We start from the raw sequence: 15,267 nt of genomic DNA, 5'->3' as shown, positions 1-15,267 counted from the left end.
GCGGCCTCCAGGTGTATCGACGTGGTGCGGGCAACGCACCACCCTACGGTCACCCGGAGCTGCGGGCGACGATGAGGTCTCGGTCGATGGAGGCGTCGACGCGGTGCCGGAACTCGTCGGGTGGGCCGTCGACAGGTGTCAGCCCGTGCGCGGTCAGCAGCGCCGCGAGTTCGTCGCGGGGGGCGACGTGCCGGTTGTAGGACAAGCCGATCGCGCCGCCCGTCCGCAGCACACGGAGCCACTGCGGCAGGGCACGCTCGAGCAGGTCCAGCGGGCTGCGGGCGAGACGGTCGCCGTGGGAGCCGTGTTGCACGCCGTAGGGGGTGTCGGTGACGATCACGTCCACGCTGCGCGCGCGCAGCAGTCCGTCGACGTCGGTGGTGTCGGTGGACAGGTAGGTGACCCGTTGGACGTCCCCTGCCTTGTGCGCGTCCTTGGAGGCCGCGACCTCGATCTGCAGTTGCTTCCCGCGGGTGCGGCCGCTGGTCCGCAGCACCGACTCGTCGGCCGAGTGCTTCAGCCGGTGCTGTCGCATCCAGGTCTTGATGAAGGCCGAATAGGCTTGGAAGTCCTTGGTGTCCAGATCGATCCCGGTCGCATCGAGACCGAGGGACAACGCCATGTTGAGCGTGGTGCCACGGCCGCACATCGGATCGAGGACCTGCAGGGTGCCGTCCAGCAGCCGCTGCGGGTCACGAGTGGCCGCGGCCGTGACGTTGAGCAGCAGGCGGGTCCACTGCTCGTTGGTCTTGCCCTGGTATTTCTGGATGGTGACCAGGTCACCGGGGTATGGCGAGCGCCGCTCCAGCGGCACGGGGGCGAGCAGGTCGCCCTCGCGGCGGAAGAGCGCGTGGGCCGCGGAGAGCTCGGACAGCACTCGCAGCGCGTCTCGGTCCAGCGCAGCCCCGGTCCGCACTGCCAGGTAGTCGACGCCGGCCACCCTCGTGGACGAGACGGCGGGCTCCGGGAGGCCGAAACCCGCCGCCATCGCGCGCAACTCGGCCTCGCCGAGGCGCGGAGCGTCCGCGGCATACACGCGGTTGGCGGAGGGTGCGAGCAGAATGAGGTGTTCGGGCACGCGTCAACCGTAATCGGCGCCCGCGCGCACCCGGTCCCGGTAGGCACCGGGAGACTCACCGACCAGCGCGGTGAAGTCGCGGCCGAAGTGCGCCTGGTCGAACCAGCCGAGGTCGACGGCGAGCTGGGCCAGTGTGCCGTGGTCGCCGTCGTGCAGGCGGGCGATGGCAGTGTGCACCCGCGCTCGCGCGACCAGCCACTGCGGCCCGACGCCGATGTAGTGCCGGCACAACCGTTGCAGGGACCGCAGGCTCATGCCGCAGCGGTCGGCCAGCTCGGCCGCGGACATCGCCGGCGTGGACTCCTCGAGGCAGGCGACGACGGCGCCCACCTGGTCGAGTGCGGCCGTGTCCCCCGCGTCCAGGGAGAGGAAGAACTCGTCGAGACGGTCGACGGCGTCCGGCTGCTCCGCACGCAGTCCAGCCAACCGATCGGCACCGGCCACCAGATCGCGTGCCGGCAGGACGATGTCGCGCACCCGGTCCGCGGGCACCCCGGTCAGCGCGGTCATCGCGCCCGGCCGGAACTTCACGCCGACCACGCTGCCGGCGCCGACGAGCATCACGTCGAAGCGACTCGTGCTGACGACCCCGGTCACGAATACACCCGGCCCGGCGGCGCCGGCTCGACGGCACCCGCCGGACTCGACCGTGAGATGGGCCTGCGCCACCGGCACGAGTGACGAGCGGTATGCCGCCCCGTCGGGCAGCTGCCACTGCACCGTCCAGTAGTGCTCGATCCAGGGCTGAAGCGCCGGGTGGCACGCCGGCCGGCTCAGCATCGCATGCTCGGCGAAGCGCTGCGGCTCCAGAATCACGCCGTCGCGTGTCGCGAATGTCCTAGTCGACATGCCGAGCAGCCTACGAGAATGGGATGACAGCGATCTTCGATCCGAGGAGCCGGACATGGCAGACAGCACCCCGACCAGCCCGAGGGGCACGGTCAGCATCGGCATGGTCAGCATCGACTGCGACGACGCGGCGGCGATGGCGAAGTTCTACGGCGGCGCGCTCGGTTGGCAGGTTGCCTACGAGGGCGACGGCTACGCCATGCTGCAGCAGGGTGACCAACGACTCGGCTTCGGGCAGACACCGGACTATCAGCGTCCCTCCTGGCCGGACGACGGCCGCAAGCAGTTCCATCTCGACCTGGCGGCCGAGGACGTGGATGCGGCGTGCGCCCGGTTGGTCGAGCTGGGCGCCACCCGACCGCAGGAGCAACCGGGCGGAGACCGCTGGACGGTGCTGCTGGACCCGGCGGGCCACCCGTTCTGCGTGACGAAACTGGCCAACTGGGGCTGAGACGGGTTCAGCCGGCCGGTCCCTCGGCCGCCTGCCGGTGACGCGTCAGTTGGTGAAGTAGGACAGCTCCTGGGCCCGCTGATCGGACCGATTCAGCTGGGCGTCCGGCGGCGTGAAGTTCGTCTGGCCCGGGCTGGGCGACGCGGGCGCGCCCGATGGTGCATCGGCATACTCGATGTCCAAGCGCAGGACGTCGCCGGCGTTCAGGCGGCTGCCGAGCAGGAACGGGACCTGGAGCAGCTCTCCCTGCCACACCGAGGAGCTCTCCTTGGTGAGTGACGACGCGACGCCGTTGACCGTCACGTCGGTGACCGAGATATCGGTGCTCATGCGCGCGTCGGTGGCCAGCCGGATGCGCGAGCCGGCCGGTGTCGGCGTCGGACCCACGGACTTCACCGCCACGGTCGTGGGACGACGCAGGGTCGTCCCGTCCGCCCACGACACCGTTTCCGCGGCGATGCGGGTGACCACGGCTCCCCAGATGTCTGCCGGTCCCTGGTCGGTGTAGCCGGCATAGTGCACTGCGTTGTCGGCCACATCGGTGTCGCCGGGAGGCGGGGTGACCTCCCACCGTGTCGGAGACGGTACGGAGCTGATGCCATCGTGGGGATAGGCGGCCCGGAAATCGCTTGTCACCGAGACGAAGAAGCCGGTGTAGCTGTCGGTGTGCGGCGGGATGACCTCCGGGATGGTGAAGGTCACCGTCGTCGCATGACCGTCCTGAACACGTGCGGTGATCGGCAGGTCCGCGCGCGGTGCCGAAACCACCCTTGACCGCCGTGACCTCCCAGACCCGGTCGTCGCAGGTGACCGACATGGGGAAGCCGCCAGGCGCCGGTTCGTTGCCATGGTTGGCCACGACATACCCCACCGGCTCGCCGGCGACGTAGATGCGGGTGAAGTCCGCGTCATACAGCACCGAGCCGCTGCCCATCTGCGGCGGGTCGAGCGCGACATCGAAGCCGGATCCGCTCGCCGCGTGTGCCGGTGCTGCGGCCGCTGTGAGGATGACCGGTGCCGCCCAGGCGGAGGCCATCACACTGCGGCGCGCTGCTCGCCGACCATGATCCTTAGTCCTCCCAAAGGTTTTCAGCCGGATCGCGTCCCATGGCGATCCCTGTCCCGGCTATCGACGGTTCTGGGCCGCCGACGGTTCCGACGCCCCCGGGGTGGTGATCACCAGCACTGCTTCTGCGGGTCCGCCGACCGCGGCATACGAGTGCTTGCGGTCACTGGTCCACGTCGCCGACTCCCCCGTGGCCACGACGCGTGAGGACGTGCTGCGGACCCTGACTCGGCCGGAGGTCACGACCAGATGCTCGGTGACATCGGCGCCGTGCGCAGCGGAGGTATGACGCGCACCGGCGGGGAATTCGAGGCGGAACACTTCGACGGTGCCACCGTCGGCGCGCCGGCGCAGATCGAGCAGCACGGTGCGCATGCCGCCCGCCGCCGCGGCACGTGCGCCGCCGGCCGCGCCGACGAGCGCCGACAGCGGCAACTGCAGCGGCTCGCAGATCGCGTAGAGCGTCTCGATCGTCGGGTTGCGTTCGCCCGCCTCCAACTGCGAGAGCGTCGCCTTGCCGATGCCGGCCGCCCGAGCGAGCGCCGACATGCTGATGCCACGGCTCTCACGTGCCCCGCGGATCCGCGCACCGACCGCGGCCGAGGTCTCCCGCGCGCTCATCTGCTGGACGCCTGCGACGCGGACGAGCCTCGGACGTTAGCGTTCCATGAACAGAACGTTTCGTGAACGGAACACCACATGCTCGACACTGTACCCGCGCGGCGCACGAGGGACGCGACTCCGGTCATCGCCGGAATTGTCTGTGCACTCGTGGGATTCACCAGTTCGTTCGCCGTCGTGCTGACCGGTCTACGGGCAGTCGGCGCTGACCCGGCACAAGCGGCCTCCGGCTTGCTCGCGGTGACCGTGCTGCAGGGCTGCGGTGCCATCGTCCTGGCCACGCGCCACCGGATCCCAGTCACCCTCGCCTGGTCGACGCCTGGCGCGGCGCTGCTGGCCGGTTCCGGGGCGGTCGCCGGAGGCTGGCCCGCCGCGACCGGTGCCTTCGTGCTGACCGGTGTGCTCATCGTGATCACCGGCCTCTGGTCCGGCCTGGCCGACCTCATCGCCCGGATCCCGGCCACCATCGCCCAGGCCATGCTCGCCGGGGTGCTGCTGCCGCTCTGTCTGGAGCCGGTGCGCGCTGTCGCCATACATCCGTGGGACGTGCTGCCGGTGGTCCTCTGCTGGCTGCTGCTCGTGCGGATGGCACCCCGCTGGGCGGTCCCGGGCGCGTTCATGACAGCGAGCGCCGTCATCGGCATCGAGCTGGCCCGCACCGGAACGTCGTTCAGATCGCACCCGCTGCTGCCGACCCTGGCGCCGGTCATGCCGCTGCTCTCGGTGCAGGCGGTGCTCGGGATCGCCCTTCCGCTCTTCGTGGTCACCATGGCCTCGCAGAACATTCCGGGCGTCGCGGTCATGCGCGGCTTCGGGTATGCCGTGCCGTGGCGCTCCAGCATGCTGGTGACCGGAGCCGGGACGATCGCCGGAGGTCCTGCCGGTGGGCACGCGATCAACCTGGCGGCGATCAGCGCGGCACTGGCCGCCGGACCGGACGCCGGCCCCGACACCTCGCGCCGGTGGATCGCCGCCGCGACCAGCGGCGTCACCTATCTGTTGCTCGGCTTGTCCTCGGCAGCGCTGACGACGCTGGTGACGCTGGCGCCGTCCGGTGTCGTCGAGACGGTCGCCGGGCTGGCGCTGCTCGGCGCGCTCGGCGGCGCCCTGCAGGGTGCCATGCACGGCGGCACACAGTCCGGCGACGCGCGATCGGTGGAGACGACCGCCGCGCTCCTCACCCTCGTCGTCGCCGCGTCCGGCACCACGATCGGCGGTGTCGAAGCGGCGTTCTGGGCGCTGTTGGTCGGTCTGACCGCCCGGTGGTGGCTGTTGCGCGGCCACCGCTCGTAGGGTGGTGGACATGCTCGCCGCCTACGCCGCCCGACTCGACCGTGACGATCCGCTCAGCGCGCTGGAGGTCGGCCAACGACCCGATCCGCAGGTGCCCGACGGCTGGTCCCGGGTGCACCTGCGTGCCGCAGCGCTCAACCGGCACGACCTCTGGTCGTTGCAGGGGGTCGGCCTCGGCGAGGACAAGCTGCCGATGATCCTCGGCTGCGATGGTGCCGGCGTCACCGACGAGGGCCGCGAAGTCATTCTGCACAGTGTCGTCCCGAGCCCGGGGTGGTCCGGCGACGAGACACTCGATCCGCGGCGCACCTTGTTGTCGGAGTTGTATGACGGCACACTCGCCGAGCAGGTCGTCGTGCCGACCGCCAACCTGGTGCCGAAACCGGAGTCGATGTCCTGGGAACTCGCCGGCTGCCTCTCGACGGCGTGGCTGACGGCATACCGGATGCTCTTCAGCAACGCCGGCGTCTCCCCCGGCGACACCGTGCTGGTCCAAGGCGCCGGCGGCGGCGTCTCGACCGCGCTGGTGCAACTGGGCTCGGCAGCAGGCCTACGCATGTGGGTGACCTCACGGGACGAGCAGCGCGGCGCGCGGGCCGTCGAACTCGGCGCCGACCGCGCGTTCGCCAGCGGCGAACGCCTGCCCGATCGGGTCACCGCCGTCATGGAGTCGGTCGGTGCGGCGACCTGGAGTCATTCGGTCAACTCACTCAAGCCCGGCGGCACCATCGTCATCTGCGGCGCGACGTCCGGCGATGCACCGGCGAAGGCGGAGCTGACCAAGATCTTCTTCAAGCAACTGCGCGTGATCGGCTCGACGATGGGTTCAATCTCGGAGTTCCGTCGCCTGGTCGACTTCGTTGCCCGCGAGGGCATCACGCCGGTCGTGGATCAGGCACTGCCGCTGTCCGAGGCCCGGGATGCCTTCGCACGCCTGGCTGCCGGCGACAACTTCGGCAAGGTCGTTCTGACGATGGGTGACGCGACGGGCGGCTGAACCTCGGATCAATCCGGAGTCACGGTACAGCACACTGGCCACGAGCCAGTTGCGCCGCAGCGTCGACCAACAGCTCCACGACCGCAACGCCGAACTCGAGACCGAGCTGGTGCTCGACGCCGTCGGACGCAGCGGCGGCCAGCTCGTCGGCGGCCGTCGCGAGAGCGGCGTCGGCGGTGGTCGCCGCCGGCGGCGCCGGGCTCACGCCCGACTCGCCCCAGACCCGCATGCCCCAGGTGTATGCCGCAGGAGGTCCCCACAGCGCGAGCGTCGCGGTGCTGACGGCACCCGAGTCGTGGACCAGCGTCAGATGCACGGCGTCGCCCACGCCCGCCACTGCGACCACCGAGCGCACCGGACCGAGGGCCGCGGTCAGCGTCGCCAGCAGGTGCGGCCCGATGTCCCAGAGAGCGCCTTCGCGCTGTCGCCAGGGCGAGTCCTTGTAGGGACTGTCGGGTCGCTGGTTGGCGACCACCCATTCGGTCCAGGATCCCCGCCAACCGCCGATCGACGCGAGTTCGGCCAGCCAGGAACGGGTTTCGGGCGTGTAGCGCGCAGTGAAGAACACCACGGCACGTGAACCCGAGGCCCGCGTCGCGTCCCGCAGCTCCCGCGCGACGGCCGCGTCGAGCGCGACCGGCTTGTCGAGCAGCAGGTGCTTGCCCGCCCGCGCCGCATCCAGCGCGAGCGGCGCCTGCACGTCGGGCGGGACGGCATACGTCACGGCATCGACGGCGTCCAGCAGCTCGGCATACGAGCCCAACGCGCGTACGCCGAGAGCCTGCGCCACCTGCGCGGTCTTGGCAGGATCGCGACCCCACACGCCCACCAGCTCCTGGCCGGATGCCTGTATGCCGGGGCCGTGCGTCTGCCGTGCCCAGTAGCCGGTGCCGACCAGTCCGAATCGCATACGCCCACCCTGGCATGTCCTGACCGCGGTCGCAGCTCGACCGAGAGGAGCACCAACGGACCGAGGGGAGTACGGAATCGTGCAAATTCCGTACTCCCCTCGGTCACGAGGTAGTCCTCTCGGTCAGCGACCGGCTCAGTCGCGGGGCTTCTCGCGCATCTCGTAGGTGGCGATCAGGTCACCGACCTGCAGGTCGTTGTACGAGCCGAGGTTGATACCGCACTCGAAGCCCTCGCGGACCTCGGTGACGTCATCCTTGAAGCGTCGCAACCCGGCGACCTCGACGTTCTCGGACACGACCTTGCCGTCGCGGGTGATCCGCGCCTTCGAGCCACGCTTGATCTCGCCGGACCGGACGATCGAACCGGCGATGTTGCCGAACTTGCTGGACCGGAAGATCTCGCGGATCTCCGCGGTACCGAGCTCGACCTCCTCGAACTCCGGCTTCAGCATGCCCTTCAGCGCCTGCTCGATCTCCTCGATGGCCTGGTAGATCACCGAGTAGTAGCGGATCTCCACGCCTTCCTTGTCGGCGTATTCGGCGTTCTGACCCTCGGCTCGCACGTTGAAGCCGATGATCACCGCGTCCGAGGCGACCGCAAGGTTGATGTTGTTCATCGTGATGGCACCGACGCCGCGGTCGATGATCCGCAGGTCCACGTCGTCGCCGACGTCGATCTGCAGCAACGCATCCTCGAGCGCCTCGACCGAACCGGACACGTCGCCCTTGAGGATGAGGTTGAGCGTCTCGATCTTGCCGGCCTCGAGCTGCTGGTTGAGGTCCTCCAGGCTGATCCGCTTGCGGACCTTGGCCAGTGCGGCCTGCCGGTCGGCAGCCTCACGCTTCTCGGCGATCTGCCGAGCGGTGCGGTCGTCGGGAGCCACCACGAAGGTGTCACCGGCGCGGGGGACCGACGCCAGACCGGTCACCTGGACCGGACGGGACGGGGTGGCCTCGTCGACGTTGTTGCCGTGCTCGTCGAGCATCGCCCGGACACGTCCGTGCGCGGTGCCGGCAACGATGCCGTCTCCGACCCGCAGCGTGCCCTGCTGCACCAGCACCGTGGCGACCGCACCGCGACCGCGGTCCAGGTTGGCCTCGATCGCGACACCCTGGGCGTCCCGGTCGGGGTTGGCGCGCAGGTCCAGTGCGGCGTCCGCCGTCAGCAGCACCGCTTCCAGCAGTCCGTCGATGTTGGTGCCCTGCTTGGCCGAGACCTCGACGAACATGGTGTCGCCGCCGTACTCCTCGGCGATCAGGTTGTATTCGGTCAGCTGCTGGCGGACCTTGTCGGGGTTGGCGCCCTCGACGTCGACCTTGTTGACGGCCACGACGATCGGCAGATCGGCGGCCTGCGCGTGGTTGAGCGCCTCCACCGTCTGCGGCATGACGCCGTCGTCGGCCGCGACGACCAGGATCGCGATGTCGGTCACCTTGGCACCACGGGCACGCATGGCGGTAAACGCCTCGTGACCCGGGGTGTCGATGAAGGTGATCGCGCGGTCCTTGTCCTCGTGCTCGACATGCACCTGGTAGGCACCGATGTGCTGGGTGATGCCGCCGGCCTCACTGGACTGCACGTCCGCGTGCCGGATGGCGTCCAGCAGTCGGGTCTTACCGTGGTCGACGTGACCCATGACGGTCACCACCGGCGGACGCGGCTTGAGGTCGTCGTCGTCCTCCTCGGCCTCGAGGTCGATGTTGAAGGAGTTGAACAGCTCCTTCTCCTCTTCCTCCGGCGAGACGATCTGGATGTCGTAGCCGAGCTCCGAGCCGAGCAGCGCGAAGGTGTCCTCGTCCAGCGACTGGGTCGCCGTGGCCATCTCACCGAGGTGGAAGAGCACGGTCACCAGCGACGCGGGATTGGCGTCGATCCGGTCGGCGAAGTCGGTCAGCGACGCGCCGCGGCGCATCCGCACCACGGTCGAACCGTCGCCGCGCGGCACCTGCACACCACCGATGGTGGGTGCCTGCATCTGCTCGAACTCTTGACGCTTGGCGCGCTTGGACTTGCGGCCGCGGACCTTTCCGCCGCCTCGTCCGAAGGCACCCTGGGTGCCACCGCGGCCACCGGGACCCCGGCCACCGGGTCGGAACCCGCCGCCACGGCCGGCGCCGGGGCCACCGCCGGGACCGCCACGGCCTCGGGCCGGCCGCTCGCCGGGGCGAACCGCCGCACGGTCGGGCATCATCCCCGGGTTCGGACGCGGAGCGCCGGGTCGCGGCGCCGCCGGACGAGGCCCGCCGGCACCGGTGCCACCGGGACGCGGAGCGCCCGGGCGCGGACCGGCCGCACCACCGGCACCGCCACGGCCGGAGGCCGGACGCGGCATACCCTGGCTGGGCGCGAAGGGGTTGTTGCCGGGACGCGCCGGTCCGCCCGAGCGCATGCCCTGGCTGGACGAGAACGGGTTGTTACCCGGACGCGGCGCTCCCGGACGCGGTGCGCCACCGCGCCCGCCACCCGAACGCTGTGCGCCCTGCTGACGGTCCGTACGCGGACCCGGAGCAGCCGGGCGCGGTCCCGCGTTGCGGGCCGCCGGGGCGGACGGAGCCGGGGCGGACGGAGCCGGCGCGCCAGGTTTGGCGGCCGGTGCAGGCGCCGGTGCGGCCTGCTTCGCCGCGGGTGCCTCGGCGGCCGGTTTCGGCGCTGCCTGAGGACCCGGCTTGGGGCCGGGCTGGGGTGCAGCCTTGGGCGCCGGCGCAGCCGGAGCGCTCGTCGTGGTCGTCGAGGTCGATTTCTCGGCGGTGGGCGGCGTCGGGGCAGCCTTCTTCGCCGGAGCTTTCTTCGCAGTCGCTCCATCGCCGGACTGAGCGCCGGCGGGAGGGTTCTCCTTGATCTTGCGAACCACCGGAGCCTCGATGGTGGAGCTCGCCGTCTTGACGAACTCGCCCTGCTCCTTCAGGTAGGCAAGCAGATCCTTGCTTGGCATTCCGAGCTCTTTCGCGAGCTCATGAACCCGAACCTTAGCCACACTTCTCCTTGTCGGATTGCGGCGGTCCGGGTCGGCCGGCCAGGTCAGCCGGGCAGCACGAACCGCCAGTTTGGGTGCTTCATCGCTGAGTACTCATCGGGTGCTCATCAGCGTCAAAACCCGCCTTCGGTCGATGTTGCTGCGTGAACGTCTCCGCTCACGGTCCACTCGTCATACCGGTTGTATGACGGGCGTCACTGCCCGGCGATCCACTCCCGGACCCGCGTCAGGTCCACCGCAGTGGTGATCCGTAACGCACGAGGAAGGGCTCGCCGCTGGTCCGCCTTGTCGAGGCAGTCCAGCCGAGGATGCAACCAGGCCCCTCGACCCGGCAGCCGGCCGCGCGTGTCGGGCACGACCAGCGCAACCGTGGGTTGCTCCGCGTCATTCCCGACGAGTGCGACCACCCGTAGCAATGCTGATCGTTCGTCGCGAGTCCGGCACCCCACACAGGTCCGCAACCCGGCGTGCCGGGTCGCGGGAACAGGTGGGTTGCGGCGGCCTCGCGTGCGACCGCTCACCACCAGCCTACCGCAGTCAGTCGGATGCCCCGGCATCGCCGGGCCCGTCGGTGTCCGGCCGGATGTCGATCCGCCAGCCGGTCAGCTTGGCCGCCAACCGGGCGTTCTGGCCCTCCTTGCCGATCGCCAGGCTGAGCTGGAAGTCGGGGACCACGACACGGGCCGAGCGGGCACGGTCATCGATGATCTCGACCGACTCCACCCGTGAGGGCGACAGGGCCGCGGCGATGAATTCCGCCGGGTCGTCGGAGAAGTCGACGATGTCGATCTTCTCCCCCCGCAGTTCGGTCATCACCGCGCGCACGCGAGAACCCATCGGGCCGATGCAGGCACCCTTGGCGTTGACGCCCGGCTGCTTGCCGCGGACCGCGATCTTGCTGCGATGTCCGGCCTCCCGCGCCAGCGCGGAGATCTCCACGGTCCCGTCGGCGATCTCGGGGACCTCGAGGGCGAACAGCTTGCGGACCAGGTTGGGGTGCTTGCGGGAGAGCAGGATCTGCGGACCCTTGGGACCGCGCTTGACGCTCACGACATACGCGCGCAGCCGCTCGCCGTGGACGTAGCGCTCGCCGGGCACCTGCTCGGCGGACGGGAGCAGACCCTCGACGGTGCCGAAGTCGACGTGCACCGCGTGCGGGTCGCTGGACTGCTGGATGACGCCGGCGACGACGTCGCCCTCACGGCCGCGGAAGTCGCCCAGGATCGCCTCGTCCTCGACGTCGCGCATGCGCTGCACGATCACCTGGCGGGCGGTCGCCGCCGCGACGCGGCCGAAGTCGCTCGGTGTGTCGTCGAACTCGGGCCCGGGTTCGCCGCGGTTGCCTTCATCGTCCACCGGGGCGTCCTCGCGCGCCCACACGACCACGTGCCCGCTCTTGCGGTCGAGTTCGACCCGGGCGGTGCGATAAGTGCCGTCCTCGCGGTGGTATGCCGTCAGCAGTGCCTGCTCGATGGCGGGCACGATCACGTCCATCGGGATGTCCCGCTCGCGCTCGAGCGCGCGCAACGCGGCCATGTCGATGTCCATCAGTGGTCGTCTCCTTCTGGGTCGCTGCTGCGGTTGAACTCGACCTGCACTGCAGCGCGCAGGCCGTCGTCATACGAGAAAGACTGCTCGGTGGCGGGAGCCTTGCGGTCGCCACCGACCGCGAGAGTGAAGCCCTCGTCGTCGGCCCGCGTGATGCGGCCGGTGACCGGTGACTGTTCGGGAACCGTCACCTCGACGAGGCGGCCGACGTTGCGCCGGAAGTGTCGCGGCTGAGTCAGTGGACGGTCGGTGCCGGGTGAACTCACCTCGAGAACGTAGGGCTGCTCCCCCATCGCGTCGGTCTCGTCCAGCCGGTCACTGACCACCCGGGTCGCCTCGGCCACATGATCCAGGTCCAGCGAGGGCACGACGGCTGTCGGGTCGGTCGGCGCGGGAAGGTCACGATCGACCAGGACGCGCACCAATCGGCGCTTGCCCGCGGGCATCACGGTGATGTCCTCGACCACGAGTCCCAGCGGCGCGAGGACCTGGGCGAGATCTGCGCAGATGCGTTCCGTCCGGGCGGATGGTTTCTCGCTCATTCCTGACGCGCTCCTGCTGTTCTCGAGTGGAGTGCTCACCCTACCGTGCAGCGCAGGTGGTCCTGGGCGGGCGCGACACGCAGTCCGCTCTGCCCCGCCGAGAATGCCGATCGCGCGGCCTGAGCCGCGCTCGGCACCCTGGGGATCGACCAGGTCAGCTGCCGGCCGGCGCGAGGCCGCGGTCGCGCAGCACCTTGCGCTCGATGGGTGCGAAGACGCCGAGCTCGACAACGACACCGACCACCAGGATCAGGATCATCACGCAGACGACGGTCGGCATGTCGCTGAGGTTGCGGCCGTTCTGCATCACCTGGCCGAGCCCGGTGCCGAGCTCCGGGCTGTTGACGATCAGCTCCGCCGCCATCAACGACCGCCAGGAGAACGCCCATCCCTGCTTCAGCCCGGTCAGGTAGGCCGGCAGCGCGGCCGGCACGAGCACGTGCCGCACGAGTGCGAGGCCGCGGGCGCCCAGCACGGTGCCGGCGCGCCGCAGGATCGGCGGTGTCTGGTCGAGGCCGCCGATGAGTCCGTTCGCGATCGAGGGCACCGCCCCCAGCAGGATGACGAAGTACATCGCGGACGGGCTGAGTCCCACCAGCAGGACCGCGAACGGCACCCACGCCACCGACGGCATCGCCTGCAGTGCAGCCAGGATGGGCCGGAGGCCCTTGCGCAGGAAGGAGATCTGACTGATCAGCAGGCCGAGCGCGGTGCCGATCAGCAAGGCCAGCACGAAGCCGGCGACGCCGCGGCGCAGACTGGTCCAGGTCGCCGACCAGGCGGTGCCGTCGGCGATCATGCGCCACAGCTGGTGCCCCACCGTGGACGGCGCAGGTATGACGTACTCCGGTTTGACCGCAGACGCCCACACCGCCTGCCAGATGCCGACGAACGCGATGACGACCACGATCGGCGCGACCACGGCCACCGGATCGACGCGCCACCGGGGCGGCCGACCCTCCTCCAAGGCGTCCAGACCATCGCTGATCCGCGCGAAGTCCTCGGTCGCGCGACCTTCTTCACGCACCGGCATGGCGACCGATCTCGGTGCGCAGGGAGGCGGTGATCTCGGCCGCGAGCTCCATCACCGGGGCGTCCTCGAGGGATCGGCCGGCCGGCAGATCGACGTCCCAGGTGCGCAGCACCCGACCGGGCCGCGACGACAAGAGGACGACGCGCTGGCCGAGGCGGACAGCCTCGCGCACGTTGTGTGTCACGAAGACCACGCTCAGGTCGGTCTCCTGCCACAGCTGCGTCAGTTCCTCGTGCAGCACGTCGCGGGTGATCGCGTCGAGCGCGGCGAACGGCTCGTCCATCAGCAGCAGGCGTGAACCCTGAGCGAGACTGCGGGCCAACGCGATCCGCTGCCGCTGCCCACCGGACAGCTCATGGACCCGCCGGTCACCCGCGGCACCCAGGCGCACGAGGTCGAGCAGCTCCTGAGCGCGGCCGCTGCGTCCGGATTTCGGCGTCCTGCCGAGCTTGAGCGCCAACTCGATGTTGCCGCGCGCCGTCAGCCAGGGGAAGAGTGCGGACTCCTGGAACATCAGGGCCGGGCGTTCCGAGGCGCGGACGGTTCCGGACGTGGGCCGGTCGAGACCGGCGATCAGCTGCAGCAGGGTGGATTTGCCGCAGCCGGACGCACCGACGATCGTCACGAATTCGCCGGGGGCGACGCTCAAGTCCACGCCGTCGAGGGCGGTCACGACTCGGTCGCGCTGACGGAACTCCTTGCGCACCGCGCGCACCTCGACGCGTGATCGCGGTGCGTCCTGGCGCTCGGGCCGTTCCAGAGTGAGGATCTCGGTCATCGCGTCTCCTGACCCAGTCCGGCGTCCGGAACCGTGTGCAGATGTTGCGATTTGAGCACACTGTTGAGGATCGACAGGTCGTAGATGCCGTGCAGGTCGGTCTGCTTCAGCAACCCGATCGACTCCGCGTGCTGCGCGGTTGCCGCGAGCGACGCGGCATACGGGTTCCAGCCGGGTGTGAGGTTGCGCAGCGCCTCGGCCGTGACACCGGCCGGCAATGCCTTGCCGTTGAGCTTCGTCAGCGCTGCGTCGATCTGTTGCGCCGAGCCGGCCGGGTCGGTCGTGATCCGCTGCGCTGTCTTGATCTGTGCGGTGATCAGGGCGCGGACGGTCTGCGGGTGCTGGGTCAGGAACGTGGTCGACACGAGCAGGTTCGTGGTGATGAACCGGCCCTTCGGCCACTGGCTCTTCTCGTCGACCAGCACCTTGCCGCCGCCCTGCTCGACCAGTCGGGTGGCCCACGGCTCGGGCAGCCATGCCCCGTCGATGCGCCCCTGCCGGAACAGTTGCAGACTCTGCGAGTTGTCCTGCGCGACGACGTCGACGTTCTTCGCGCCGCTGCCGTTGACGGTGAACCCGTTCTTCTTCAGGAAGTACTTCAGCGCGACGTCCTGCGTGTTCGCCAATTGTGGTGACGCGAGCGTCTTCCCGGCGAGCTGGGACACGGACGTGATCCCCGGCTTCACCACCAGTGCGGCGCCCCCGGAGGCACCACCCGCGACGATCCGTACGTCCTTGCCACCGGTCCTGGCGAAGGCGTTGATGGCCGGGTTCGGTCCCAGATAGACCGCATCGACCGAGCCCCCCAACAATGCCTCGGTGGCGGCCGGCCCGGCGTTGAACGTCTGGGTCGTGAGCTTGGTGCTGCCGAGCTCCTGGGCGAACTCGCCATCGGCGACACCGAGCACCGGCACCGCGTGGGTGACGTTCGGGAAATAGCCCAGGCGCAGCTGGGTCGCCGGCGTGCCGGCACCATTCGTCGCGGGGGCGGTCCTGTCGGCGGCGTCCGCTCTTCGGGAGCAGCCGCTGAGCGACGCGATCGCGAGCGCAGCGATGACGGGCACGGTGAGCACACTCACCTTGCGGGTGGGTCTCATGACAGAAGTCCTTGCGTTGGCGGGGAGG

At 70.1% G+C, this 15,267-nt stretch carries 15 protein-coding genes; 3 read left to right on the top strand and 12 right to left on the bottom strand.

Annotation, left to right across the window (positions count from 1 at the left end; all coding sequences use genetic code 11):
- Positions 1-49: 49 nt before the first annotated feature.
- The gene (locus tag ACYVBN_RS13625) at positions 50-1,078 is read right to left on the bottom strand and encodes a TRM11 family SAM-dependent methyltransferase (protein ID WP_460600999.1); all 1,029 of its coding nucleotides are present in this window, start codon (positions 1,076-1,078) and stop codon (positions 50-52) included.
- Positions 1,079-1,081: 3 nt separating this feature from the next.
- Positions 1,082-1,927, bottom strand: a complete 846-nt coding sequence (locus ACYVBN_RS13620) for a helix-turn-helix domain-containing protein (RefSeq protein WP_460600998.1) — start codon at positions 1,925-1,927, stop codon at positions 1,082-1,084.
- A 55-nt stretch (positions 1,928-1,982) separates the two neighbouring features.
- Between ACYVBN_RS13620 and ACYVBN_RS13615 the strand changes: the two genes are divergently transcribed.
- The gene (locus ACYVBN_RS13615; RefSeq protein ID WP_460600997.1) at positions 1,983-2,378 is read left to right on the top strand and encodes a VOC family protein; all 396 of its coding nucleotides are present in this window, start codon (positions 1,983-1,985) and stop codon (positions 2,376-2,378) included.
- Positions 2,379-2,423: 45 nt separating this feature from the next.
- On the opposite strand, the gene ACYVBN_RS13610 is transcribed toward ACYVBN_RS13615, so the two are convergent.
- Together ACYVBN_RS13610 and ACYVBN_RS13605 are read right to left on the bottom strand one after the other, a co-directional pair.
- Positions 2,424-3,146 carry a hypothetical protein gene (locus tag ACYVBN_RS13610; protein WP_460600996.1) on the bottom strand — a complete coding sequence of 241 codons (723 nt, stop codon included), beginning with the start codon at positions 3,144-3,146 and terminating at the stop codon, positions 2,424-2,426.
- 358 nt (positions 3,147-3,504) lie between these two features.
- Positions 3,505-4,065 carry a helix-turn-helix domain-containing protein gene (locus ACYVBN_RS13605; RefSeq protein WP_460600995.1) on the bottom strand — a complete coding sequence of 187 codons (561 nt, stop codon included), beginning with the start codon at positions 4,063-4,065 and terminating at the stop codon, positions 3,505-3,507.
- Between the two features lie 78 nt (positions 4,066-4,143).
- Here ACYVBN_RS13605 and ACYVBN_RS13600 point away from each other — a divergent pair, with 78 nt between their 5' ends.
- Positions 4,144-5,358 (top strand): benzoate/H(+) symporter BenE family transporter, encoded by a 1,215-nt coding sequence (locus ACYVBN_RS13600; RefSeq protein WP_460600994.1) that lies wholly within the window; start codon positions 4,144-4,146, stop codon positions 5,356-5,358.
- Positions 5,359-5,368: 10 nt separating this feature from the next.
- A complete protein-coding gene (locus ACYVBN_RS13595) occupies positions 5,369-6,355 on the top strand; it encodes an MDR/zinc-dependent alcohol dehydrogenase-like family protein (RefSeq protein WP_460600993.1) in 987 nt (328 codons plus the stop codon).
- A gap of 19 nt (positions 6,356-6,374) precedes the next feature.
- Here the strand turns inward: ACYVBN_RS13595 and ACYVBN_RS13590 are convergent, their stop codons facing one another.
- From ACYVBN_RS13590 to ACYVBN_RS13555, 8 genes are all read right to left on the bottom strand, one after another.
- A complete protein-coding gene (locus tag ACYVBN_RS13590; protein WP_460600992.1) occupies positions 6,375-7,265 on the bottom strand; it encodes a Gfo/Idh/MocA family protein in 891 nt (296 codons plus the stop codon).
- A gap of 135 nt (positions 7,266-7,400) precedes the next feature.
- Entirely contained in the window at positions 7,401-10,241 is a 2,841-nt protein-coding gene (infB, locus tag ACYVBN_RS13585) for a translation initiation factor IF-2 (RefSeq protein WP_460600991.1), read from the bottom strand.
- Positions 10,242-10,435: 194 nt separating this feature from the next.
- Positions 10,436-10,798: a YlxR family protein gene (locus ACYVBN_RS13580; protein ID WP_460600990.1), complete on the bottom strand. Its 363-nt coding sequence runs from the start codon at positions 10,796-10,798 to the stop codon at positions 10,436-10,438.
- Positions 10,779-11,789: a transcription termination factor NusA gene (gene nusA / locus ACYVBN_RS13575; protein WP_440282475.1), complete on the bottom strand. Its 1,011-nt coding sequence runs from the start codon at positions 11,787-11,789 to the stop codon at positions 10,779-10,781. The genes ACYVBN_RS13580 and nusA overlap by 20 nt, the downstream gene beginning before the upstream one ends.
- Positions 11,789-12,331: a ribosome maturation factor RimP gene (rimP, locus tag ACYVBN_RS13570; protein ID WP_460600989.1), complete on the bottom strand. Its 543-nt coding sequence runs from the start codon at positions 12,329-12,331 to the stop codon at positions 11,789-11,791. Before rimP ends, nusA begins: the two co-directional genes overlap by 1 nt.
- A 154-nt stretch (positions 12,332-12,485) precedes the next feature.
- Positions 12,486-13,364: an ABC transporter permease gene (locus ACYVBN_RS13565; protein ID WP_460600988.1), complete on the bottom strand. Its 879-nt coding sequence runs from the start codon at positions 13,362-13,364 to the stop codon at positions 12,486-12,488.
- On the bottom strand, positions 13,351-14,142 hold the full coding sequence (locus ACYVBN_RS13560) for an ABC transporter ATP-binding protein (protein WP_460600987.1): 792 nt from the start codon (positions 14,140-14,142) through the stop codon (positions 13,351-13,353). The genes ACYVBN_RS13565 and ACYVBN_RS13560 overlap by 14 nt, the downstream gene beginning before the upstream one ends.
- Entirely contained in the window at positions 14,139-15,239 is a 1,101-nt protein-coding gene (locus ACYVBN_RS13555; protein WP_460600986.1) for an ABC transporter substrate-binding protein, read from the bottom strand. The genes ACYVBN_RS13560 and ACYVBN_RS13555 overlap by 4 nt, the downstream gene beginning before the upstream one ends.
- Between the last annotated feature and the right edge of the window lie 28 nt (positions 15,240-15,267).

The organism is Flexivirga lutea, assembly GCF_054778955.1.
The sequence above is the reverse complement of the archived record's forward strand: the minus strand, read 5'-3'. Positions and strand labels throughout refer to the sequence as shown.

Excerpts from the sequence above, each read along its gene's own strand:
- ACYVBN_RS13590 (WP_460600992.1), bottom strand. The coding sequence starts at position 7,265 with ATGCGATTCGGACTGGTCGGCACCGGCTACTGGGCACGGCAGACGCAC.
- ACYVBN_RS13555 (WP_460600986.1), bottom strand. The coding sequence starts at position 15,239 with ATGAGACCCACCCGCAAGGTGAGTGTGCTCACCGTGCCCGTCATCGCT.
- ACYVBN_RS13615 (WP_460600997.1), top strand. The coding sequence starts at position 1,983 with ATGGCAGACAGCACCCCGACCAGCCCGAGGGGCACGGTCAGCATCGGC.
- ACYVBN_RS13605 (WP_460600995.1), bottom strand. The coding sequence starts at position 4,065 with ATGAGCGCGCGGGAGACCTCGGCCGCGGTCGGTGCGCGGATCCGCGGG.
- ACYVBN_RS13600 (WP_460600994.1), top strand. The coding sequence starts at position 4,144 with ATGCTCGACACTGTACCCGCGCGGCGCACGAGGGACGCGACTCCGGTC.
- nusA (WP_440282475.1), bottom strand. The coding sequence starts at position 11,789 with ATGGACATCGACATGGCCGCGTTGCGCGCGCTCGAGCGCGAGCGGGAC.
- ACYVBN_RS13580 (WP_460600990.1), bottom strand. The coding sequence starts at position 10,798 with ATGCCGGGGCATCCGACTGACTGCGGTAGGCTGGTGGTGAGCGGTCGC.
- ACYVBN_RS13620 (WP_460600998.1), bottom strand. The coding sequence starts at position 1,927 with ATGTCGACTAGGACATTCGCGACACGCGACGGCGTGATTCTGGAGCCG.
- ACYVBN_RS13560 (WP_460600987.1), bottom strand. The coding sequence starts at position 14,142 with ATGACCGAGATCCTCACTCTGGAACGGCCCGAGCGCCAGGACGCACCG.
- ACYVBN_RS13595 (WP_460600993.1), top strand. The coding sequence starts at position 5,369 with ATGCTCGCCGCCTACGCCGCCCGACTCGACCGTGACGATCCGCTCAGC.
- ACYVBN_RS13565 (WP_460600988.1), bottom strand. The coding sequence starts at position 13,364 with ATGCCGGTGCGTGAAGAAGGTCGCGCGACCGAGGACTTCGCGCGGATC.
- rimP (WP_460600989.1), bottom strand. The coding sequence starts at position 12,331 with ATGAGCGAGAAACCATCCGCCCGGACGGAACGCATCTGCGCAGATCTC.